Origin of the sequence: Chryseobacterium sp. BLS98 (assembly GCF_001045445.1) — a bacterium.
GTDB lineage: Bacteria > Bacteroidota > Bacteroidia > Flavobacteriales > Weeksellaceae > Chryseobacterium.
The window spans coordinates 90,212-111,700 of record NZ_LFNF01000003.1; the positions used below are offsets into that span (position 1 = coordinate 90,212).

A 21,489-nucleotide genomic window follows, 5' to 3' on the forward strand; every position below is an offset into this window, starting at 1 on the left:
ACAAATAATAGCTTTTGTAATGAAATGATACAGTCTAGGAAGCCGGTATGAAAGATCTGATTGATAAGTTGTTGTTTATTCTAGGGTCTTCAGGCGTCAGGAAAATGATGATCATCTAAAGTAAATATTCTCCTTGTTCGTTTATGTTATAAATAAGAAATCTATTCATATATTTATTATTCTGATCATCTTAAAAAAGATTCGGAACAAAAAAACAACAGAATGAATTTTAAAAAACAAATGGGACAGTTTCCCAATGAAAAAAGAAAAACCTATTTCAGCACACTGTTCAATTATGCCAACGGGAAATTCCAGAATATACTTCCCACACCAGCCCTTCTGGAAGGGGAAAGCATGACCAAATTACTTTTCCAGACCTTATGCAGAGTAGATAATGTAAGTCCGAAATCACCTCTTTCCTTCGTCATAACAGACCTGAAAAATCTTAAATCCGATGAAAATGTGCTGGTATGGTTTGGGCACAGCTCTTATTTTATCCAGATTGATGGAAAAAAATTCCTGATAGATCCTGTATTTAGTGGCAATGCATCCCCAATGCCCGGTTCCATAAAAGCCTTTGCCGGATCGGACCACTATAAACCGGATGATATGCCGGAAATCGATTTTCTTCTTATTTCACATGATCATTGGGATCATCTCGATTATTCAACCGTTCAGACTCTGAAAGATAAAGTAGGTAAAGTCATTTGTGGCCTGGGAACCGGACAGCATTTCGAATACTGGTGCTGGGAGACAGAGAAAATTATTGAAAAAAACTGGTGGGAAAGCATCGATTTAGCGGAGGGCTTTACCATTACATTGACGCCGGCAAGACATTTTTCCGGACGCCTTCTCAACCGGAACATCTCACTTTGGACCTCCTTTGTATTGCAGACACCGTCTAAAAAGCTGTTTCTTGGCGGCGACAGCGGTTACGGAAATCATTTTACAGAGATTGGAGATAAGTACGGACCTTTTGATATCGCGGTAATGGAATGTGGGCAGTATAACGAAAAATGGCCATACATTCACAGCCTTCCCGAACAGATTATCAAAGAAGTTCAGGAGCTCAGGGCTGAAAATTTTATCCCTGTTCATAATTCAAAGTTTAAACTCGCCCAGCATCCATGGTTTGAACCTTTGGAGCTGGTTTCAAAATACGCAGAAGAAAACGGTATACCCGTTACACTTCCGATGATAGGAGAAAAAGCAGATCTCAACCAACTAGGAAAAGTAGCCTGGAAAAAGTGGTGGCAGGAATTGATGTAATGATTAAATACGCATCCATACTTCAATCAATCGAAGAAGGATTTCTTCTTTACACTAAATAAATAGAACTTTGCGTGAAGAAAACTAAGCGTAAGTTAAAATCCGGCCCAATTTGGGCCGGATTTTCCATTCATAATCAACTAAATTAAAAACTATGGTTCCTGATGAGCCACTTTCGTATGGATGATGTCGTAATAAACAGATGGATTTACTGCATCAGGAATAATTCTGTACGTAAATTCTGAACTATTTAAAGTAAGAATATCAACAACCCTTGTGAACAGCACATTGCCATTGGCATCCAGAGCGGTGATCGTTCTTTTCTTCCCATCGGGAGAGATAGACCATGTCCCTTGTGACCTCAGGACGTTATTCAGCCCGTAAATCGCGAAAGTTCCGTTCGCTTTAAAATAAGAATATCCTACAAAGCCCGCTACACTTGCATCTGTTAAAGCTACCGGACTTCCGTTTTTATCTTTAGCTCCGGTTGTTTCCCATGGAGTGGAAGCCAGGATAAGCTGTCCGTTCGCCGGTTCCGAATGAGCCGTTTTTGTATGGATAATATCATAATAAACGGAAGGATCATTCGGATTGGTGTGAATCCTGTAAGTGAATTCATTTCCGTTCAGGACAAGAATATCCACCACACGGCTGAAAATGGAAGTACCGTCAGGATTAAGTGCTGTAATAGTTCTTGTTTTTCCTTCGGCATCTACAGACCATGTTCCGCGGGATCTTAAAGCGTCACTGAGATTATAGATGGTAAAGTTTCCGTCAGCTTTGAAATACGCAAAACCAACGAAGCTGGCTACACTTGCATCTGTCAGGGCGACTGCATTCCCATTTTTATCCTTAGCTTCGGTCGTTTCCCAGGGAGTGGAGGAAAGAACCTGTGAAGGAGTAGGTTTTTCCTGAACAATATCGTCGTTATCAGAGCAAGATACAAAAGCAGATAGCATCCATACAGCTGTGAACAGGTAACAGAATTTTTTCAATGTATTCATAATTGATATTTTTATCTCTGCAAACATATTCCTTATGAAAGTCAAAACGTTGTACAGAATATCTCTTTTGTTGTAAAATGTATAACTCCTCATTTCATATAGGTAAATTGACAAAGCATAGATCAGTAGAAGAATTATATCCGCTTAAAAAACTATTTTTGAATATGAATAACAGAAACCGTGGAAAAAATACAGGAGATGATGTGCTGTTTGGCTCTGAAAAGCAACTTGGCAGACTGAAAATGGCAGCACAGGACATGCTGTATTTATTGACCCGGAATTATCCTGAGAAAGCTTCTTCAGAACTGGTGGGAAACAGGTATAAACTGAAGACCCGCCAGATCCAGGCGTTACGGGGAGCCTCTGCATCGGAAAAACAAATAGAGGACAGGAAACTCAGACAGCTGGAAGCGGCAGAACTGGAAGGCAAAGTCCTTTACATCGATGGTTTTAATGTGCTCATTCTGATGGAAAGTCTGCTCTCCGGGGCTTATATTTTTGAAGGATCCGATGGATGCTTTCGTGATCTTTCAGGCGTTCACGGAACCTATAAAAGAGTAAATCAGACTCTGAGAGCGGTGGAGCTTGTGGCTGTATTTTTCCAAAAAACCAAAATACAAAAATTGATATGGATCTTTGACAAGCCGGTTTCAAACAGCGGAAGAATTAAAGAAATTATTCTTGATTTTGCACATGAAAACAACTTGAACTGGGAAGCCGATCTGGAATACAATCCGGATAAATTTTTGGCAGAAAACTCAGACATTGCAGTATCTTCAGATGCGTGGATATTGGATCACTGTAAAACGTGGTTTAATCTCATCGGATATTTAATTACTGAAGAGAAACTGCAGGTCAACCTTATAAAAATGTTTGAGGATGCATCTGTTTAAACCTTATATTCCTTTGATTTCAGATTCGTGGAAGCAAAAATACCATGCCGTTCTTGCTGAAGAACATCTACAGGCTGTAGAAAATAATATACTGAAATTTAAGACTGGCCAGCTGGAGTGGGATTTTCCCTATTTTAATGAAGAAATTAAAACAGACCGGGCAGAAAGTTTCAGAAAATTTACCGGGGTATTTCAAAGCAATGATCCTGATGAGGTAAAAGCATTACAGCTGGAAGAAATCCCGTTTGAGCACTGGTTAAATATTCTTGGCCAGCGTCTTACTTCCGCCAGCATCCGTGATGAAAATGCCATTCCACCTTTAGGGAAAACTCTGATTGATGCGTGCTGCCAGCCTTTTAACAGCGAAATAACTATTGCGCAGAGAGCCTGGGAAAAACATATCGGAAGGATGGATGATCAATTCTGGGGAGAGATCAGGGGAAACAATCAGCAGAAACAGGAAAAAGTAATGGAAAAGATCTGTCATATTCTGGACAACAGGACCTGGTGGAATGTTTTTTATCATTACAAGCACGAACTTGTTTTTGAAGTCAGGGAAAAAGAAGGTCACGGCATCCGCTGGAGCCACGGAGGGAAAAAGCTGATAGGTTTTCTGGAAAAATTTGTCAACGAATAAAGCAGAATTTTAACTACGTAAAAAGGTTGCGTATTGAGAAAGTAATTTTGCAAAATTATTCTGAAAAAAGCAGTTTATCTGGAGAGCAAATTTACTTATTAGTAGCAATAACTTATTCCCTAATATAAAAAATCATGAGAAATATTTACAATAAAGGCAATTTCAGAGCTGGTGAATATGGAAAAATTTCCCAGGAATTAAGAAAATATGGCAATAAGAAATGGAGGCGAACACAAAAAGCAGCCATAGAAGATCAGTTAAGTGAAACATTTAAATTCAAAAAAGCCAGAAAAAGCCGACATAAAATAATTTGGGTGAAAATAACAAAAGAATTTAACGGAAAAAAGCAGTCTGATTATCGTGGCTTTTATTCTGAAAAAGAATTCGCAAACGTTCTGAAAGGCCCTAATATTCTAAGGTACTTTTACATAAAAAATAAAAACAGAAACAAAAACAAAAACAAAAACAAAAACAAATGAATACATACATCGATATTGGCATTAATCTGACCAATAAACAGTTCTATAATGAACAGGAAGAAATTATCAACCGCGCTCTGGATAATGGCGTAGAACAAATGATCCTCACAGGGACAAGTATACGCGGAAGCAAAGAATCTGCTGAAATTGCAGAAGACTATCCTGAGATTTTATTTTCTACAGCCGGAATTCATCCTCATGATGCAAAATCTTTTAACCAACAAAGTATTTCTGAGCTCAGAAGTCTTCTGAAACTGGATCATGTGGTCTCAGTAGGAGAGTGCGGTTTGGATTTTGATAGGGATTTTTCTCCAAGACCCATTCAGGAAAAGTGCTACCGGGCTCAGCTGGAACTGGCCGTTGAAGTTGGCAAACCTCTTTTCCTTCATGAAAGATCAGCTTTTAAAAGATTTAATGAAATCACGGATGAATATCTTTCTGAATTACCAAAAGCCGTTGTTCACTGCTTTACAGGAACATTGGATGAAGCCAGAGTCTATCTTGATAAAGGTTTCTATTTAGGATTTACCGGAGCAATAAGTGATGACAAAAGATTTAAACATCTCGAAGCTGTCATTAAATATACACCGCTTGACCGCATGATGATAGAAACCGACGCCCCTTTCATGCTTCCGAAAAATATGCCGAGAACACAGAATCGCCGCAACGAACCGTCTTTTCTTCTTTATGTGGCACAAACGATAGCCCATTGGAAGAAGATCAGCATTTCTGAAGTTGCAGACGAAACCACAGAAACTACAAGAAATTTTTTCAAAATATAAAAAAGAGCTCTACAAATTAAGTAAAGCTCTTTTTTTAGCGAGACAGCAAAATGACAAAATCGTATTAACCCATTTGCTTCTTCGCTTCTTTGCCTTTTTGCAATTCAGCCTTTTAAAGACTTTTCAACGCCGATTCCAAAGCCAGTTCCATCATTGGTTTAAGGGCTTTTTCTCTTTCATCAGCAGAAATTTTTTCGTGGGTAGGAATAATATCGGTTACCGTAAGGATAGTAGCAGCATTCTTTCCTAAATATTGGGCATTTGCAAATAATCCGAAAGCCTCCATTTCTACTGCCGGACAGTTATATTTTGTTGCAATTGCAGGAATATTCTGATCTTTTCTGTAGAAAATATCACTGCTGTGAACGTTGATCGCTTTTGCCGCCAAAGAAAGCTCATGAGCAGTTTCATTAATCGTCTCAAAAATATTTCCCTGGTGAGAAAGGATTTCATCCTCAATTTCCCATGCATACTTTGCATAGGTACTTTCACTGGCTGCATTTTCAATATTTAAGATATCAAAAAGCTTAAGATCTGTAGTATAAGCCCCGCAGGTCCCAATTCTGATGATGGTATCTACTTCATATTCCGTAAATAATTCAAAAGAATAGATCCCGATGCTCGGAAAGCCCATTCCGCTGGCTCCTACAGTAATCTCCTTACCTTTGTAAAGACCTGTATAATAAAAGATTCCTCTTGTTTTGCTTACCAGTTTAGCATTTTCCAAATAATTTTCAGCAATATATTGTGCGCGAAGCGGATCCCCCGGCTGCAATACGACTTTAGCTATTTCTCCTTTTTTTGCACTGATGTGAATACTCATAATGTTATTTTGAAGGAACAAAGATAGCAACTTTTAGATTGAAATATCCAGAAGACTTTCTGTTTAATCTGCAGGAGAAAAAAATGATTATTGGCTAACACAGAACCGGAAAATAACAATATAGCAGTAGCATTTACCCAGGTTCCTTAATTATTTTAGCAATGTTAAAAGATAAATTACAAATGAAAATCGAGCATATTGCCATCTGGGTAAAAGACCTGGAAAAAATGAGAACATTCTATCAGAAATATTTTGGAGCCGTCTCCAATGAGAAATACCACAATCCTGTAAAACATTTCCAGTCGTATTTTTTAAGCTTTGAAAATGGCTGCCGTCTCGAAATTATGAACAGACCCAATATTCAGGACAGCGGAAACTCTTATGATGCCCAGCAATTCGGGATTATCCACCTGGCGTTTTCTACGGGAAGCAAGGAAAAAGTAGATGAACTGACAGAAATTTTAAGAAAAGACGGTTATACCATAGCTGGTGAACCTCGTACAACAGGTGACGGATACTACGAAAGCGTAATTCTGGATCCGGAAAATAACATCATCGAAATAACTGAATGATATCTTTTTAAAGTAAATTTTCTGGATTTAGAGTTTGGGTTTCGGCGGCTTTGCCGCCGAAACCCAAACCCATCAAATATTTTCAACTTGTTTACAAGCAGATTAGTTTTTTATTAAAACCACGTTAATTATGTGTCTAGTCTGGATAACATACAGTATAAAATAATTTGTCCTTAATTTAATTAACTTTTTTATCCATTCCACACCGGAAATGGTATTTAACTATTAATCATTCATATAAAATTTTATTCTCTGCGAAATAGTTTTATTTTTGTTAGATGATGCAAACCGGTTCCCCATTTTTGGATACTATTTTTCTGCTGCGGAAAAGCGGCAGCATGACTGTTTTTTCAGATTTACAAAAGATATCAGCAAAAGAAGAGAATGAAGCCGGAGATTATTTTGAAGCGGAATTTGAAAAAGAAAGACTGGAGTTTTTATCTGCGGAAATCCCTTTTCATAGAGAAGCAGCAGTTTGGGGTGCCAAAGTTTTATACCACAGTACCCAGCTCTATCTTATCCGGAAAAATACAGCAAAAGATCTGGATAAACTGATTCCGAAGTTGAAAATACCGGCTGATACTTCTTCCATTTTATCTGCGGATTTATCATTAAGGTTTTTACCACAGATCGCATCTTTGCTGCATAGTGCAGATTCACACGATCCGTTGATTAAGATTCTGGAAGATATTCTTACTCAGTTTCATTATTCAGCGGTTGGATATCATCTTGATTTGGAAAAAGTCAACTGGGAAAAAGAGTTGAAGAACAATACCTACCGGAAATTATATCTGGAGAGAATTGTGGAAAAGAGAGCTTATGAACTCGCCGAAATTCCCTATATTAATAAACTTTTAATGGCGGATTTCGGAATGCATAAAGATGGCTATTGGAGAGATTTAAAGATTGTTGAACATGGAGATTAATACTGCGATTACACTCGGTTTTGTAACAGCTTCTTATTTTTTTATTTTCAGTATTCTGGCATATTATGCCCAAAAGATCATCTTTAAAAAGAAGATTAAAGAAGTTCATATGTTTATGTCATTCTCAAAACCTTTGTATTCCTATACCCTCAAAAATGATGTTGAGGTTAAATATGGTTATATACCGCTTTCCAGCTATGTCAATGTCGATTTCGGTGATGATTTTGATTTAACCGGTCCGGAACAGAAAAAACATGAAGCAAAAATCAGGAATAATAGTGTCGCTTTTCATCTCATGACAACAGTTTTTTTCCTGGCTGTCTTTGGTATCGTGAATTTTATTCTGGGAAATAATACACTGACCATGTTCAGTGATTTGGGTACCCATACCTGGGAATTACTATCCGGAAAACAGGATTTTTCACATTTTGTGGCATTTTTCCACGGTCAATATAATGCTTATGGGAAACATTTTTACATAGTAGCGTCTACAATGATGTATTTCATTGTGATTGCGTTACTCATGATAATTACCACCTGGTCTCCATACCTGTCATTGATCTTGTCCCTGTTTATTGTGGTGATCTATTTTTTATTGGTTTTTAAATATTTCGAATTGCCGCTGACTTTCTATATCGATCTGATGCTCTCATTGATTATTAGCGGATTTATATACTTTTTATTATTAAGATTTTTCATTAAATAAATACTGATGACTCAAAATATTACAAAACTTAATACCGTTCTCAACTACGTAAAAGATACCTTCGTAGGAAAAAATGATGTTGTGGATCTGTTGGGAATCTGCCTGCTGGCAAAAGAGAACGCATTTCTGTACGGACCTCCCGGTACCGCAAAATCTGCCATTGTAAGAACACTGTCAAAAACAGTCAAAGACGGAAGAAACTTTGAGTATTTATTAACCCGTTTTACAGAACCGAACGAAATTTTCGGTCCTTTTGATATCCGGAAACTCAAAGAAGGAGAGCTTCTTACCAATACCGAAGGCATGATGCCGGAAGCCTCAATCATTTTCCTGGATGAAATATTCAATGCCAATTCCGCGATCCTGAATTCACTTCTGACTGCTCTGAATGAGAAAATCTTCAAAAGAGGAAAAGAGACAAAAAAATTGCCGGCGCTTATGTTCGTGGGAGCAAGTAACGTTCTCCCGGAAGAAGAATCGCTTAACGCATTATTCGACCGTTTTCTGGTTAGAATCAATGTAGATTATGTAAACCCTGAACTTCTTCAGCAAGTCCTTCTGGCCGGAAGGAAGCTGGAAAACGAAGCAGAAACCGATATTCCGGAAATTTTTGCAGACGAGATCAGGGAGCTTCAAAACCTGTGTAAAACAGTAGATTTGAAGCCCATCTATGAAGTTTATTTGAATACCATCATCAGCTTAAGAAATACAGGAATTGCTATTTCAGATCGTAGAGCAGTAAAACTTCAGAACCTGATTGCTGCCAGCGCTTTAATCTGTGGAAGAAATGAAGCCGTACTCTCCGATCTTTGGGTGCTGAAACATATCTGGGATACCGAAGAACAGATTGAAATTCTTGAAGGTATCATCAACAGGACCATTGAAAAAGACGATCATCCGAAATCTCACCCACAGGCTATGCAGAACAAAACTCCGAATCCGGAGGAAGTAATGAAAGACGTAAAAATCCTTGTGGAAAAATGGAACAGCGGAATGCTCAGCTTTGAAGAACAGAATGTGATCAAAGATAAACTGAGATACCTTCAGACCCGCTGCGACTGGATCAGGAATCCGGAGCAGAAACAGTATATACAGCAAGAAATTGAAAGTTTATGGCAGAAGATCCTTCAAAGTGTGTAAAAGAATTCCGTGCAGAAATTCCCCGTGCCGATGAAGATTTTCTCGGCTCAATAAGAGACTGGAAAAACATCCATATTGCGGTGGATGAAGACACTATATGGCTGAAAGGTTTCACCGAAGAGCAGACCGCATCTCCGGAGATTCAGCAGCTGCCGAATTTCATATTGTACGAACTTCGTGAAGGACTTTTGTTTAAAAAAGGAGCACTGGTTCCAGACAAAAAGATGAGAACTGCTTTGCTGTGGTCACCGATAGATAAGGCATTACGTCTTACCTTTCCGGCATCCAACCAGAATTATTTTGGAATAGATGAAAAAGCTAAGGTCAGTTTAAAGCCAGGCAGTGAAGAACATCCTGCTGTGGCATTATTAAGCATAATTTCAGAAATTAAAGAAAGCATTCCCGCCCAACCCAATTTTAAGCTTGAAAACATTGAATGGACGGTGATTAATGATAAAGCCCTGTTTCTCGGAACACCACTGTTAAGCCTGCCGGGTAAAACCTATTGGACAAGAGACGGGCACCTTCTGCCAGCAGGTTTTGAATTCGAATTTAAAAATCTGAGTTCCCTTCTGCAGCAGCAGTATAATAAAAGTTTGGACAAATGGCTGTTATGGAATGAAGACGGAACATATCTTCCCATTAAAAAAGAAGATTTCCGGCCGCTGTCTGTAAGCTCATTCCGTCTTACTGAAAAAACAAAAGAATGGATTTAAACGAATATTTCCAGTCATACGAAAACTACTTCTGGGAGTGGGAAACCGACGAGGATATCGCCGGAGATTCCGGGTACCATGATCATAACCTTATCTCGATTCCGGGTGTTGGGGCTATAGCCTACAGACCTTACGTAATGGAGATTCTGAAAGAGCTTCAGCCGCAGGGATGGCCTCCTTTCGGGGCATTGCTTATGGTGTTGTATGCAATGCAGGACGGATATACGGATTTCGCAGGACCCTTAAAACATACCGCTGATTTTCACAGTATCGGAAATTTTGATTTCACTGCAGAAAAAAGCATTGAATTTCTTGAAAAGCTTAAATCATTAAATAAAATCTATAAACAGGGGCAAAACAGGATAGTACTCCTTCAGACCCTGTTTCAGGATTCACATAACAGACTGTCTCCCGGGAAAGCAGAAATGATCCTCACGAATTATTACCGGAGACCCCATATGCTGGCTGCAAGTGCAGAGAAAAGATATGCAGGGCCATCAGCGATCAACAGGGATCTGAGTACACTTAACCTTTTAAATGAAAGATTTTCTACCACGCAGTCTATCGTTGATGCTATGCGGGATCATATCGATGAACCGGAGCTGGATGACGAGGTGGTGGAAGAGGAAACCACTGTAGAAACAGATAAGGACTTCATTCAGCAACTGATCGAAGAACCTAAAACCTTTCAGGTGGGCAGCCTCATTAAAAGGATATGGAGCGGCTTGAGAATTCCTATGCGTCATTTGTCCCCCGGCGAACAGCCTATCGGGGGGATTTCTGATATGGCGAACAAAGGAGATCTGCACAGGATGCTTCTGTCTGAATTTGCCAATGAAGATGAGGTTTTCATGAACCGTGTAGCCAATAACGAAGCTTTGTACATTCAGAGAGAAATACCGCCGGAAGAAAATATTTTTGAACGTATTATTTTAATCGATACCTCCCTTAGAAACTGGGGAACACCAAAAGTCCTGGCATTTGCATCGGCTATTGCAATCATTAAACATCCGAAAGCCCATTCGGAATGTAAAGTTTTTGCATTAGGACAGGCAGGCATTCCGATTTCTCTGGATAAACCGGAACATATTATTGAAAACCTTAATCAGGTAAGCCCCGTTCTGGAAGTTTCAGAAGCATTGCAAAAATTCTTCAACGAAGAACATACTGAAAAAGACCTTGAAGTGTTCTTTATTACCCATCAGGAAAACCTTGCTGATGAAAAGATCCGGAAAGTAATCCATGAAAACAGGGACAGGCTGAAATTCCTGATTACAACAGATTCCAACGGTGAACTGAATTTCTACAAACACCATAAAGGAGCAAGAAAACATATTCAGAAAATAAAGCTTCCTTTGCAGGAATTATGGGCCAATCCGCCACAGCGGAAGCAAAAAGCTCATCAGATCAACGGTAAGAAAACAGACCTTCCACAGAATTACCCCATCCTGTTTCCCACACCATCCAATAAAATTGCCCAGTTCTTATACGAAGGCGAATTTTATATTCTGAGTTCAAAAAAACAGCTGCTGAAGACCTATCTTTCCGATAATTATTATGACAGGCATTCTTATGACTATTATAAAACCTATCATGGCAGCGAAGTTTTGATTGAAGATATTTCGGTGAAACCGAGAGGACAGTTTGCTTTGGCCAAGAACAAACAGCAGCATTTTATTTTGTGCCAGTACCAGGCTGATAAAAAGCTGGTTTCAAAACTTAATCTGAACACCAGAGAATATTCCGAGCAGAACGTTACCGGACTGAATATCCCCGGTTCTTATCACCTGATCTATTTCGGAAAGAATTTTTACCTTCACCAGCCTACGAATTCCTCTCTTTATAAAATTAATCTGGAAGGAAATGTATTTGTAGAAAACATTTTCAATGATGACGACGAAATAGATAAAAATGTGGCAAAAGCAGAGATTGAAGTAGCCAAGCTGAACCGCAGCGGAATGAAGATCATCAGCAACTTCAACAGAATAGGCATTAATGAAAACAATAACCTGGTGGTTTCAGGAAATGAACTCTGCAGAATATACGAGAACTCCCTGAACCTTTATAAGAACAGGTTTACAGTAAAGATCCTTGCAGAGCAGAATAAAAATAAATTTACATTTCAGGATGGCAGCGAGGTAATTACGGATTCCCGCGGCATGCTTACTTTTAAAAGCAGCAATACCGGAATCCCTACATTTTATATTCCTTCCACAGAGTATGGATTTCTGGCCCTGGCGACCCATATCGAATATGGCGGATCAGAATATTACCTTCCAAAGCAGACCCTACTAAAAGTGAGAACGATGGAAGAAATGTATACTCAGTATTTAACAGCATTTATTGACCAGATTCTGGATTATGGAGCTTAGAATAAAACCTTTTCCTAAAAATACTTATCCTAAAAAAGGCCTTTTGATTAAAGGTCCTTCACCCCGAATATGGCTTCATGAAATGGAAATACTGGGAATAGATCTCAGCCGCATAAAGTCCTATGCTATTCCTTCAGGTCAGCCTAATGTCCTGTACGGATGCCTGCTGGTATTTTATGATGAAGCACCTCAGGAAATCGGGAGGAATGCATATTTCCAGTGTGTGGAAGACCAACTTTTTATCCCTGAAAATACTATATTTTACCCAAAAATTAATCCTGAAGACTGGCAGTCTGCCGGTTCACGCTTTCTGGTGATGCATCCCGAATTTGGTTTTGTAAGGCTTACGGAAGAAATAGATTGGCTTTCCTTGATACACGAACCTGAAATTTCAATCGGAAAGGTAAGAAAACCTTCAAACAGAGTAAAAATTCCACAGTATATCGAAAGCTTCACCGTCGAAATGGATGATGAAAAAGTTTTGGAAACCCTTCAGCAGCCAAAAAGTGAAGAAGAATGGATGAAAAATCTGCCTTTTGACCTGAAAAAAGTAATGGCAGGAAACAAAAAAGAAATTGAAAAATATTTAAAATATTTAGAAAAATACCCTGACAGAGCTGTAGAACTAGGAGTCCCGCTGGATATTATGGGAACCTCCCGTGGTGACGGTTTTGGGAAATTTACCTTTGGAGATAACTGGCTGAGTTCCCTGTTCGGAGGTTCGGGAGATCGGAAAGAAACTGCAGGAAGCCGGAATTTCCGGTGGATCTTTTGGGGTGTTGTGGTGACCGCTATACTTTTCAGAATTTTCATGCCGTCGGATAAAGATAGGACCCAGAAAGAAGATTTTCTTGTTTCGTCAGGGAAAATTATGAACGGGACGGAAAAACTTCAGGCAGATATCATTGCTTATCAATCCGGAGTAACAGATATTGACATGAAAATCGATTCCATTTACGGAAAAGAAAGGAAAAAGCTTTCGAGTGAATATACTGCTGCTGGAGCCGCTATGTCAAAAGATAAAAATGAAAGAGAGCGGTACAAAAAATCAGGAGGTAGAAACCTGGGTGAGGTTGGAAATGATATTGAAAAACTGAATACCAGGGAGCAAAACAGTAGGGATTCTCTGAAAATTGTTTATTCAAAAAGAATTACAAAACATCTTGTTCAGCAGGAGGAAACCATGAAGCGGCGGATTTCAGATTCGCTTAAACAGTACACCAAAGGAAAACCTGTGAACGGTGAGATTGTGAAATTTATTTTAAAGAAAAAGCAGGTTCTCATGGCAGATTCTCTTGGGAAGTTGTATGGAACACTTGATATAACAGAACTTCCACCGGCTCCGATTAAAGATTCAAAAATTGGAACTCTTGAGTCAGGAGAAAGCAGTGCTAAAGAGAAAACCAAGATTTCAGATATCCTGTATCTCGTGATTTTTATGTTCGGGGCTGTAGGACTCTATTCTTTTATTTTTAGAAGGAAATCGTTAAACCTCGGTGGGGAAAATGTTCCGTTTTGGGTGAAGATAACATTGTCTGTCCTGCTGGTTTCCATGCTGGTATATCTGTTTTATCCGCTGGTAAAAATGTTTGGCTATAACTGGTTCGTATGGATTCTGGTGATCTTTGTAATCCTTCTTCTTTACCGCCTGTTCAGCGAAGACAAAACCATTTTAAACTCTGATGACGATGAATAAACAGAAATTTATAGATAAGTTCCTGATTGCATTTATGATCCTGGCAGTGTTTAAGATCATTGGCATCGCAGCACAGCTCTTTCACGAAAGTTTTTGGAGTGTAGTGGGAACACTGGCTATTTTCCTGGTTGTGGCCTTTATTATTATGATTGTGATTACTGCTTTAAAGGATAAAGAGCGGAACAGTAAAAGTTCGGGAAGAAGAGGTTCCGGTGGCGGAAACTTTTATCTGGAAACCTCCTTATTTGACAGAATCAGAAACAAATACGAAGAGCTTGCTGAAAAATATATTGAAGAAAAAGATTATAAAAAAGCAGCGAAAGTATACATGAACCTGCTTCAGGATAATTTCCGCGGTGCAAAAACCCTGGAAAACAGCGGTTTCTATAATGAGGCAGCAGCAGTTTATCTTAAAAAACTGAACAACAAATCAGAAGCGGCATCATGCTACGAAAAAGCAAAACAATACAAAAAAGCAATTGATCTGTACAAGGAAATGCAGCAGAAAGAGAAAGTAGGAGACCTTTATAAAGAATTGAATGATATAAAAAATGCCCGGAGCTATTATCAGATGGTTGCGGATGATTATGCAGCCAACAATCAGATGGTAAAAGCCTCATTAGTTTACAGCAAAAAAATGGAACAGCCGGAAGAAGCTCAAAAAATTCTTCTCAAAGGCTGGAACGAAGACAAAGACGCCTTCAACTGCCTGAATAATTATTTTGCTAATGTTTTTGACCTTAAAAAACTGGAAAAAGAGATTCGGAATATTTATCAGGATACTCCGTCCTATAAAAAGGTGATCTACCTTGAAGCAATGAAGCACGAGTTTAAAAAATCCCCTGAACTTCAAGCTGTAACCCGTCATATTGCTTATGAAATTATTACAGAAAAAGTAGGTACACGTTCAGAGATCATTAATGAACTGAAGCATTTCAATCCTGATGACAGCGTAATTTTAAAGGATATTTCGAGGTTTAAAACAGGAAGAAACAGGATATTGAGAAATTAAGATAGAAGAATTAAGAATTTAAAGATTAATTAAACACAGTTCTGTTTTACCGACAAAAATAAGGTGGCTGAGGCACTCGAAGCCACCTTATCCCCTAGCAAACAAAAGCATCATTTGATTTCTCAAAAACAATTTTTCATATCTTTGCGCCAGAAAATCATGATACAACAAAGAGCACATATCAATGTAAATCTATGCGATAGCCCTTCAATAAAAGGATTATTCGGATACGAATGGATGATATGGAATGAGGCTAAATGTGCTTGCTTTGAAAATTATTTACAATAAACCCGTAAGAATTTAAACAAAATACTGCAGAAACGCCTCGATAACTCGAGGCGTTTCTTGTGTTTTAGGCCATAAATTATTTAGAATGAAAAAAAATAACCATACAAACGAAATTTTTTTAATTAATAATGAACATTTAATACGATAAATAAGAGTGATAAGTAACCCGATGAGAGACAGTCATTTAGGTATTTAAGGAATCTGCAGGATATTGCGGACGGGTATTTCTTATGCTTAATTTTGAATTTAACTAATTGATTTTCAATATTTTAATTGAGAAATAAATTTGGAGATTAAAAAAAATCACACTTACTTTGCAACCGAAAATTGAAAGCAACAGGTTTTCAGGATTCAAAAACTTTTTAAATAACAAGAATATAATGAAACAATTACATAACATATCTAATCAGTATTCGAGACTAAACGGACAGGAGCCGAAAGGATATGCATGTATGATTCTCGATATTGAATTTATAGATAAAAAAGGTGCTTATATACGTAGGTCTCAGTGATCTGACACGTCAAAATATATACAGCACCTCCCGGAAAGAGGTGCTTTTTTTATGGTTTCTTTAGCTTATTTGGTAAAGCGCCGGTCTGTGGAACCGGAGAACAGGGTTCGATCCCCGAAGATACCCCAAATAAACGTGAATAGTCAATGGTGAATTGTGAATTTAAAATTGACAATCAAAGCAAATTGACAATTGACCATTCACATAAAAAAACAATCTCATAGCTCAATTGGTTAGAGCACCGGTCTTTTAAACCGGGGGTTGAAAGTTCAAATCTTTCTGGGATTACCATTAAACGTGAATAGGCAATGGTGAATTTTACTTCGTAAGTGAATTTTGAAAAATTGACGAGCAAAATGAATTGACAATTGACCATTCACAAAGTAAAACAGTCTCGTAACTCAATTGGACAGAGTATCGGTTTTCTAAACCGTAAGTTACAGGTTCGAACCTTGTCGAGGCTACAAAAAAGGTCTATTGAGGTAATGGTAACCTGCCCGACTGTCTCTTGGGCACTGCGGGTTCGATTCCCGCATAGACCGCAAAGATTTACGGAAAATTTGGCTCCGGCTGTCTCCCGGAAAAAAATACTGAAGTGAATCTGAAAACTGGAAAGATAACGGTGGTTGTTTACCCGCCTTGGACACGGGAGGTCGCAAGTTCGAATCTTGCTTTCCAGACATAATTTGCTCTATTCGTCTAACGGCCAGGACACCTGCCTTTCGAGCAGACAGCAAGGGTTCGATTCCCTTATAGAGTACAAAAGTGAATGGTCAATGGTGGATTGCTTTGCAAGTGAATTTTTAAAAATTGACAGTAAAACGAATTGGCAATTGACCATTCACAAACAAAAAACGATTTCGTAGCTCAAGTGGTTAGAGTGTCGGTCTGATACACCGAAGGTTGAAGGTTCGAGTCCTTCCGGAATTACAAATGATTTTGCAGCTCAATGGTAGAGCGCTGGTCTGTTAAACCGGAAGTTGAAAGTTCGAATCTTTCCGGAATCGCAAAAAACTAAATGTTAATTGTTTCAAAAGAAGAGAAAAAAGGTATGTCAAGAGCAGAAGATCTTTACGCCCAATACGGAAAATACCGACAGCCTTTTTCTTTTTATTAGAAATTATGGGTTAGAAGTTATTTTGAAAATTAATCATTACTAATTGCTAATTACTCATAAAATGATGGTTCGCCGAAGTGGAAGAGTCGGGCGGTCTGCAAAACCGCTGTGAAAACTGAGTGGGTTTGAATCCCATAACCATCTCAAATAACTAAAATGAGATTAGTTCCGGAGAAAAGTAAAAGTTTGTCGAGCGTAGAAGTTCTTACATCAAACTAAAAATAAAGACAGGCTTTGTTTTTCTTCACAAATGCAAAAAATTAGAATTTATAAATGATATAATTTGTTTAACGACCACAAGGCTTGTTAATCATTTATCAATCATCCCTTATCATTTATAATCATATCTGGAAGTACGCCGAAGCTGGAGAGTCGGGGCAGACTGTAAATCTGTTGCTTCATTGCTGAGCAGGTTCGAATCCTGCTACTTCCACAAAACCGCTGATAATGTAACGGCAGCATGCAGGAAAAGTACTCTTGTTGTTCAGGTTCGATTCCTGGTCGGTTGGTTTAAATGCTCCATTAGCATAACGGTAAGTGCATCCGGCTTTCTACCGGACGACAAGGGTTCGATTCCCTTATGGAGTACAGACGTGAATGGTCATCAGTCAATTGTGAATATAATACCATGAAAGTTCAGATTGAGAAATAAAATTGATTTGATCATTCACAGAAAAACAGGAAAGAGAAAAGTTTGTCAAGCGCAGAAGATCTTACAGACACTAACAGGCATAGTTTTAAAGAGACAGACTTTCTCTGACCTATTAATAATGAGTAATAAGTAATAAGCAATGAGTAATGTGAGTACTCAATAAATGAATAAGTCTTTGAATTATTCATTACCAATTACTTATAAATAACCGCGGGAATGGTGGAAATGGTAGACACACTTGATTTAGGCTCAAGGTTTTGGGGGTTCGAGTCCCTCTTTCCGTACAAGAGTTGCCTCTCTATTCCAACTGGCAGAGAAAACGGCTTTAAACCCCGTAAAGTCCCGGTTCGAATCCGGGGAGAGGTACAGAAATATGAGTAATGAATAGTAAGTAATTATTGTGAATGGTCAATGGTCAATATTGAATTTAATGAATGCAATTTATTACTAATTGCTCATTACTTATAAATCCGGAAGAGTGGTGTAAAAGGTGTGCACGCTAGTCTGAAAAACTAGAGGCGTGGGTTCGATTCCTGCCTGTTCCACAGAAAATAAATAATAATGATAAACGATGGATTTAAGCTAAAAATATCATTGATCAATCATCAATCATCAATCATCAATCATCATTTATAATCATAGTTATCCTGATTCATAGTGTAACTGGTCAGCACACAAGACTTTGACTCTTGTCGTTCAGGTTCGAATCCTGATGAGTCGACAGAAATTACTCTGATAGTGTAATGGCAGCATCTCAGTCTCCAAAACTTATGGTATAGGTTCGAATCCTGTTCGGAGTGCAAGAAAGTGAATTGGTAATAGTGTTAAAATTGACAAGTAAAACGAATTGACCATTCACCATTGACAAATTAAAATAAAACAAATTTAAAACATGTAGAAAAAATGGAAACGCAACAAGAAGTATGGCAGAATATGAAAGGAATTTTTTTCCGGAAACCTATCACACAGCTGGTAGAAGAAGCCATTATCCGCGAACAGGCCAACGGTCACCGTCTGAAAGTATGCGTGGGCTCAGACTCTCATGTATATGGCGATGCCATCAGTTATGCAACGGCAATCGTATTCGTTCGTGAGGGAAAAGGAGCGTTTACCTTTATCAGAAAAGAAAGAGAAATACAGAAGATCAGTATCAAAGAGCGGATGCTGAATGAGGTGAACAGATCCGTAGAAATTGCTTACGCTATCTGTGCCATTCTGGATGCTTATGGAGTAGAAATGGAGGTACACGCAGACATTAATACCGACCCGGATTTTAAATCTAATGTAGCATTGAAAGATGCAATGGGATACATCCTGGGAATGGGCTATGTGTTTAAGGCAAAACCTTATGCATTCGCAAGCTCCAATTGTGCTGATATGATGGTTTAACCATTAATGGAGAAAAAACCGGAAATTTCAAAGACTGTGAAAAAACAAATAAAAAGAACCCTTTAAAACTTAAACCATGTATTTTTTAATTCAGGCTAATGTATATCTGGACCCGGATCATTATAAAATTTTTGATGCATTGGAAGAACTGAATATTGATTATGATGTAATTAATATTCCGCCAGCAACACAAAAAATAGATTTTGTAACAGACAGAAAAGATGTTTTTGTCTATGGTTCGGTGACGATTGCGAGATTAGCAAAGCAGAATACAGACTGGTTTCCGGGATCTTTTTACGGAGGTAATCATCTGTATGAAATATATTCCAGGCATTATGGGGAGAACCTTCTGAATTACAAAGCTTCAGTCCATAAAATTTCAGAAGAATTAATCTGGAAAAAAAATGAAACAAAATTCATTAAACCATATAATGAAGCTAAAATTTTTACTGGAAAAGTTTTCACAGAAACAGAATGGAGAGATTTCGTTTTTGAATCTGTCGAAAACAAATTAAATAGGATCACAGAAGATTCTTTAGTACAGGTTTCTGAAGCTAAACGTACAATCAAAGAAGCAAGACTCTGGATTATTGGCGGACAAATAATCGATGGAGGCTATTATAAATTTAATGATGATGCTCCTTTCGAAGAAAAAGTTGCAGAAGACGGATTTATGTTTGCAAAAGAAATGATCCGGCTTTTTGACCTAGAAGAAGCCTTTGTAATGGATATTTGTTTAACGGATGAAGGCTGGAAAATTGTTGAAATAAACTGTATCAACAGCTCCGGGTTTTATCCCAATACTAATGTGAAAAGTGTTATCAAAGCATTGAATATCTACTTTTCCAGCTAAAAAAATGAAAACATGGAAATGACCAAAAGATTATTGTTTCTGGATGATATAAGATACCCAATTGAGGCATACCATTATACCAGACAGGATATTTTCCTCAGGAAAGATTGGCATATTGTACGCAGCTACGAACAGTTTGTCGACAGAATTCTGGAAAAAGGACTCCCGGAAATGATCTCTTTTGACCATGACCTCGCAGAAATACATTATCTGAAACCTGATTCCGATGAATATACGGAAAAAACAGGCTACGATTGTGCCAAATGGCTGGTAGAATATTGTATGGATAATTACTTAGAGCTGCCAAAATTCTATTGTCATTCAATGAATCCTGTAGGAAAGAAAAATATTGAAAGCCTTTTAAAAAACTTTAAAAAATGAAAACAACAGAAAATATATTAGTTATAGACCTGGAAGCCACCTGCTGGAACGACAGACCGCCCAGAGGCCAGGAAAGCGAGATCATCGAGATCGGAGTATGCATTATGAATGCAGCAACCGGTAAGATCTCAAAAAATGAAGGCATTTTAGTGAAACCGCAATACTCAATTGTGAGTCCTTTCTGTACAGAGCTGACTTCCATTACACAGAATATGCTGGATAACGAAGGCATCATGCTGGAAGATGCGCTGGATATCCTCAGAGCAGAATATGATTCCGAAAATCTTACCTGGGCAAGTTACGGAAACTATGACCTGACCATGCTGCAAAACCAGACCAGAAGATTCAATGTGGATTATCCGTTAAGTGACGACCATATCAATGTGAAAACATTATTTGGCCAGCTGCATCCAACGGTGAGAAAAAGTGTGGGAATGAGCAGAGCCTTAAACGAACTTAATCTTGAGCTTGAAGGAACTCACCACAGAGGTGTAGATGATGCGAAGAATATTGCAAAAATTCTTCACTGGTGCCTTAAGCAAAGGTAGTGAAATCATTTAAAAACTATTTTTCAGATGACTCTCTTTCTCAGAAAGGGAGTTTTTTAGCTTTAAACTATTGATACTATGTTAAAAGTAAGAGGAAATAATTTAACTTTTTATTCAGAAATACGGATTAAATTGCTATTGAAAGCATAATTTTTTGTTAAAAAATTCACTTTAAAGGGATAATTGCATACCCTGTCATTCAATTTTTTATTATTTTAGTCCCCAAGATTGGAATTATGCTTACTGAAGATGAATGGAAGAGGACTTATTTAAATGATAAAACCAAAGAAATAATTCCTTTTCCTGAAAAGTTTACCCCAAAAGATAAGAAAGAAACCGCGGTCATTTTAAAGAATTTTTTAAATAAAGACCGGGGTTACAGTCAGGTCACTATGCTTGCCGTTTTAGCTTCCAGCCGGACCCAGGACCAAGACAAGAAACTGGCACCGGGCTATCAGACAATCCCTATCAACTTTTTTTCAGAATTATTGTTAACCAATGATATCCGCAGATAGGTTGAGTAATGTAAGAAACCTCGTCTGGTATGGCTTTTGAAGAGATTTGAAAATTAAATTCCGGCTTTGCCGGATGAGTCCCACACAAAGGACATTTGAAAAACTATTGATAACCATTCTTACAATGTAGATCATCCGGTTTAGTCTTAAAAAAGACCTGGATATATGCTGAAAACTTTACCTTTTAATCAGTCCGGAACTGATTAT

The 21,489-nt window shown here is 38.1% G+C and carries 20 protein-coding genes and 15 tRNA genes; 33 read left to right on the forward strand and 2 right to left on the reverse strand.

Annotated elements, in window-relative coordinates:
- Positions 1 to 222: 222 nt before the first annotated feature.
- Positions 223 to 1,269, forward strand: a complete 1,047-nt coding sequence (locus ACM40_RS11540; protein ID WP_048502970.1) for an MBL fold metallo-hydrolase — start codon at positions 223 to 225, stop codon at positions 1,267 to 1,269.
- Positions 1,270 to 1,421: 152 nt separating this feature from the next.
- On the opposite strand, the gene ACM40_RS20760 is transcribed toward ACM40_RS11540, so the two are convergent.
- Positions 1,422 to 2,273: a DUF4822 domain-containing protein gene (locus ACM40_RS20760; protein ID WP_228376172.1), complete on the reverse strand. Its 852-nt coding sequence runs from the start codon at positions 2,271 to 2,273 to the stop codon at positions 1,422 to 1,424.
- Positions 2,274 to 2,437: 164 nt separating this feature from the next.
- Between ACM40_RS20760 and ACM40_RS11550 the strand changes: the two genes are divergently transcribed.
- From ACM40_RS11550 to ACM40_RS11565, 4 genes are all read left to right on the forward strand, one after another.
- Complete coding sequence (locus ACM40_RS11550; protein ID WP_048503724.1) at positions 2,438 to 3,166, forward strand: DUF434 domain-containing protein; 729 nt, start codon at positions 2,438 to 2,440, stop codon at positions 3,164 to 3,166.
- Positions 3,153 to 3,803, forward strand: a complete 651-nt coding sequence (locus tag ACM40_RS11555) for a hypothetical protein (protein ID WP_048502971.1) — start codon at positions 3,153 to 3,155, stop codon at positions 3,801 to 3,803. Before ACM40_RS11550 ends, ACM40_RS11555 begins: the two co-directional genes overlap by 14 nt.
- A 134-nt stretch (positions 3,804 to 3,937) precedes the next feature.
- Positions 3,938 to 4,282: a hypothetical protein gene (locus ACM40_RS11560; RefSeq protein ID WP_048502972.1), complete on the forward strand. Its 345-nt coding sequence runs from the start codon at positions 3,938 to 3,940 to the stop codon at positions 4,280 to 4,282.
- Complete coding sequence (locus ACM40_RS11565; RefSeq protein ID WP_048502973.1) at positions 4,279 to 5,064, forward strand: TatD family hydrolase; 786 nt, start codon at positions 4,279 to 4,281, stop codon at positions 5,062 to 5,064. Before ACM40_RS11560 ends, ACM40_RS11565 begins: the two co-directional genes overlap by 4 nt.
- Before the next feature lie 112 nt (positions 5,065 to 5,176).
- Here ACM40_RS11565 and deoD read toward each other — a convergent pair whose 3' ends face one another.
- Complete coding sequence (deoD, locus tag ACM40_RS11570; protein ID WP_048502974.1) at positions 5,177 to 5,887, reverse strand: purine-nucleoside phosphorylase; 711 nt, start codon at positions 5,885 to 5,887, stop codon at positions 5,177 to 5,179.
- Between the two features lie 182 nt (positions 5,888 to 6,069).
- Here deoD and ACM40_RS11575 point away from each other — a divergent pair, with 182 nt between their 5' ends.
- The 28 genes from ACM40_RS11575 (at position 6,070) to ACM40_RS11705 (ending at position 21,282) form a co-directional block, all read left to right on the forward strand.
- Positions 6,070 to 6,459, forward strand: coding sequence for a VOC family protein (locus ACM40_RS11575; RefSeq protein WP_048503725.1), 390 nt, complete (start codon positions 6,070 to 6,072; stop codon positions 6,457 to 6,459).
- 281 nt (positions 6,460 to 6,740) lie between these two features.
- The gene (locus ACM40_RS11580; protein WP_048503726.1) at positions 6,741 to 7,385 is read left to right on the forward strand and encodes a hypothetical protein; all 645 of its coding nucleotides are present in this window, start codon (positions 6,741 to 6,743) and stop codon (positions 7,383 to 7,385) included.
- Entirely contained in the window at positions 7,375 to 8,091 is a 717-nt protein-coding gene (locus ACM40_RS11585; RefSeq protein ID WP_048502975.1) for a hypothetical protein, read from the forward strand. The genes ACM40_RS11580 and ACM40_RS11585 overlap by 11 nt, the downstream gene beginning before the upstream one ends.
- A 6-nt stretch (positions 8,092 to 8,097) precedes the next feature.
- On the forward strand, positions 8,098 to 9,231 hold the full coding sequence (locus ACM40_RS11590) for an AAA family ATPase (protein ID WP_048502976.1): 1,134 nt from the start codon (positions 8,098 to 8,100) through the stop codon (positions 9,229 to 9,231).
- Positions 9,204 to 9,947, forward strand: a complete 744-nt coding sequence (locus ACM40_RS11595) for a hypothetical protein (RefSeq protein WP_048502977.1) — start codon at positions 9,204 to 9,206, stop codon at positions 9,945 to 9,947. The genes ACM40_RS11590 and ACM40_RS11595 overlap by 28 nt, the downstream gene beginning before the upstream one ends.
- Positions 9,938 to 12,319 carry a hypothetical protein gene (locus ACM40_RS11600; protein ID WP_048502978.1) on the forward strand — a complete coding sequence of 794 codons (2,382 nt, stop codon included), beginning with the start codon at positions 9,938 to 9,940 and terminating at the stop codon, positions 12,317 to 12,319. Before ACM40_RS11595 ends, ACM40_RS11600 begins: the two co-directional genes overlap by 10 nt.
- Entirely contained in the window at positions 12,309 to 14,015 is a 1,707-nt protein-coding gene (locus ACM40_RS11605) for a US12 family protein (RefSeq protein WP_048502979.1), read from the forward strand. The genes ACM40_RS11600 and ACM40_RS11605 overlap by 11 nt, the downstream gene beginning before the upstream one ends.
- Positions 14,008 to 15,027 (forward strand): tetratricopeptide repeat protein, encoded by a 1,020-nt coding sequence (locus ACM40_RS11610; protein ID WP_048502980.1) that lies wholly within the window; start codon positions 14,008 to 14,010, stop codon positions 15,025 to 15,027. The genes ACM40_RS11605 and ACM40_RS11610 overlap by 8 nt, the downstream gene beginning before the upstream one ends.
- 854 nt (positions 15,028 to 15,881) lie before the next feature.
- Positions 15,882 to 15,955, forward strand: a tRNA-His gene (locus ACM40_RS11620).
- 86 nt (positions 15,956 to 16,041) lie between these two features.
- A tRNA-Lys gene (locus tag ACM40_RS11625) sits at positions 16,042 to 16,118 on the forward strand.
- Between the two features lie 99 nt (positions 16,119 to 16,217).
- A tRNA-Arg gene (locus tag ACM40_RS11630) sits at positions 16,218 to 16,291 on the forward strand.
- Positions 16,292 to 16,298: 7 nt separating this feature from the next.
- A tRNA-Asp gene (locus tag ACM40_RS20590) sits at positions 16,299 to 16,369 on the forward strand.
- A gap of 66 nt (positions 16,370 to 16,435) precedes the next feature.
- A tRNA-Pro gene (locus ACM40_RS20595) sits at positions 16,436 to 16,507 on the forward strand.
- An 8-nt stretch (positions 16,508 to 16,515) separates the two neighbouring features.
- Positions 16,516 to 16,587 (forward strand) — tRNA-Glu (locus ACM40_RS11635).
- A 96-nt stretch (positions 16,588 to 16,683) separates the two neighbouring features.
- Positions 16,684 to 16,757 (forward strand) — tRNA-Ile (locus tag ACM40_RS11640).
- 5 nt (positions 16,758 to 16,762) lie between these two features.
- Positions 16,763 to 16,834 (forward strand) — tRNA-Asn (locus tag ACM40_RS11645).
- Positions 16,835 to 17,293: 459 nt separating this feature from the next.
- A tRNA-Tyr gene (locus tag ACM40_RS11650) sits at positions 17,294 to 17,377 on the forward strand.
- Between the two features lie 83 nt (positions 17,378 to 17,460).
- A tRNA-Glu gene (locus ACM40_RS11655) sits at positions 17,461 to 17,532 on the forward strand.
- Positions 17,533 to 17,806: 274 nt separating this feature from the next.
- Positions 17,807 to 17,880: transfer RNA gene (locus tag ACM40_RS11660), tRNA-Leu, on the forward strand.
- A gap of 8 nt (positions 17,881 to 17,888) precedes the next feature.
- Positions 17,889 to 17,962 (forward strand) — tRNA-Leu (locus ACM40_RS11665).
- A 106-nt stretch (positions 17,963 to 18,068) separates the two neighbouring features.
- Positions 18,069 to 18,141 (forward strand) — tRNA-Phe (locus ACM40_RS11670).
- 103 nt (positions 18,142 to 18,244) lie between these two features.
- A tRNA-Gln gene (locus tag ACM40_RS11675) sits at positions 18,245 to 18,317 on the forward strand.
- Between the two features lie 8 nt (positions 18,318 to 18,325).
- Positions 18,326 to 18,396, forward strand: a tRNA-Trp gene (locus tag ACM40_RS11680).
- Between the two features lie 103 nt (positions 18,397 to 18,499).
- Positions 18,500 to 18,985 carry a ribonuclease H-like YkuK family protein gene (locus ACM40_RS11685; RefSeq protein WP_048502982.1) on the forward strand — a complete coding sequence of 162 codons (486 nt, stop codon included), beginning with the start codon at positions 18,500 to 18,502 and terminating at the stop codon, positions 18,983 to 18,985.
- A gap of 76 nt (positions 18,986 to 19,061) precedes the next feature.
- Positions 19,062 to 19,838, forward strand: a complete 777-nt coding sequence (locus tag ACM40_RS11690) for an ATP-grasp domain-containing protein (RefSeq protein ID WP_048502983.1) — start codon at positions 19,062 to 19,064, stop codon at positions 19,836 to 19,838.
- 18 nt (positions 19,839 to 19,856) lie between these two features.
- Complete coding sequence (locus ACM40_RS11695; protein ID WP_410492735.1) at positions 19,857 to 20,219, forward strand: cyclic-phosphate processing receiver domain-containing protein; 363 nt, start codon at positions 19,857 to 19,859, stop codon at positions 20,217 to 20,219.
- Positions 20,216 to 20,767, forward strand: coding sequence for a 3'-5' exonuclease (locus ACM40_RS11700; RefSeq protein WP_048502984.1), 552 nt, complete (start codon positions 20,216 to 20,218; stop codon positions 20,765 to 20,767). The genes ACM40_RS11695 and ACM40_RS11700 overlap by 4 nt, the downstream gene beginning before the upstream one ends.
- Positions 20,768 to 21,003: 236 nt before the next feature.
- Positions 21,004 to 21,282 carry a hypothetical protein gene (locus ACM40_RS11705; protein WP_048502985.1) on the forward strand — a complete coding sequence of 93 codons (279 nt, stop codon included), beginning with the start codon at positions 21,004 to 21,006 and terminating at the stop codon, positions 21,280 to 21,282.
- The last annotated feature ends 207 nt before the right edge of the window (positions 21,283 to 21,489 follow it).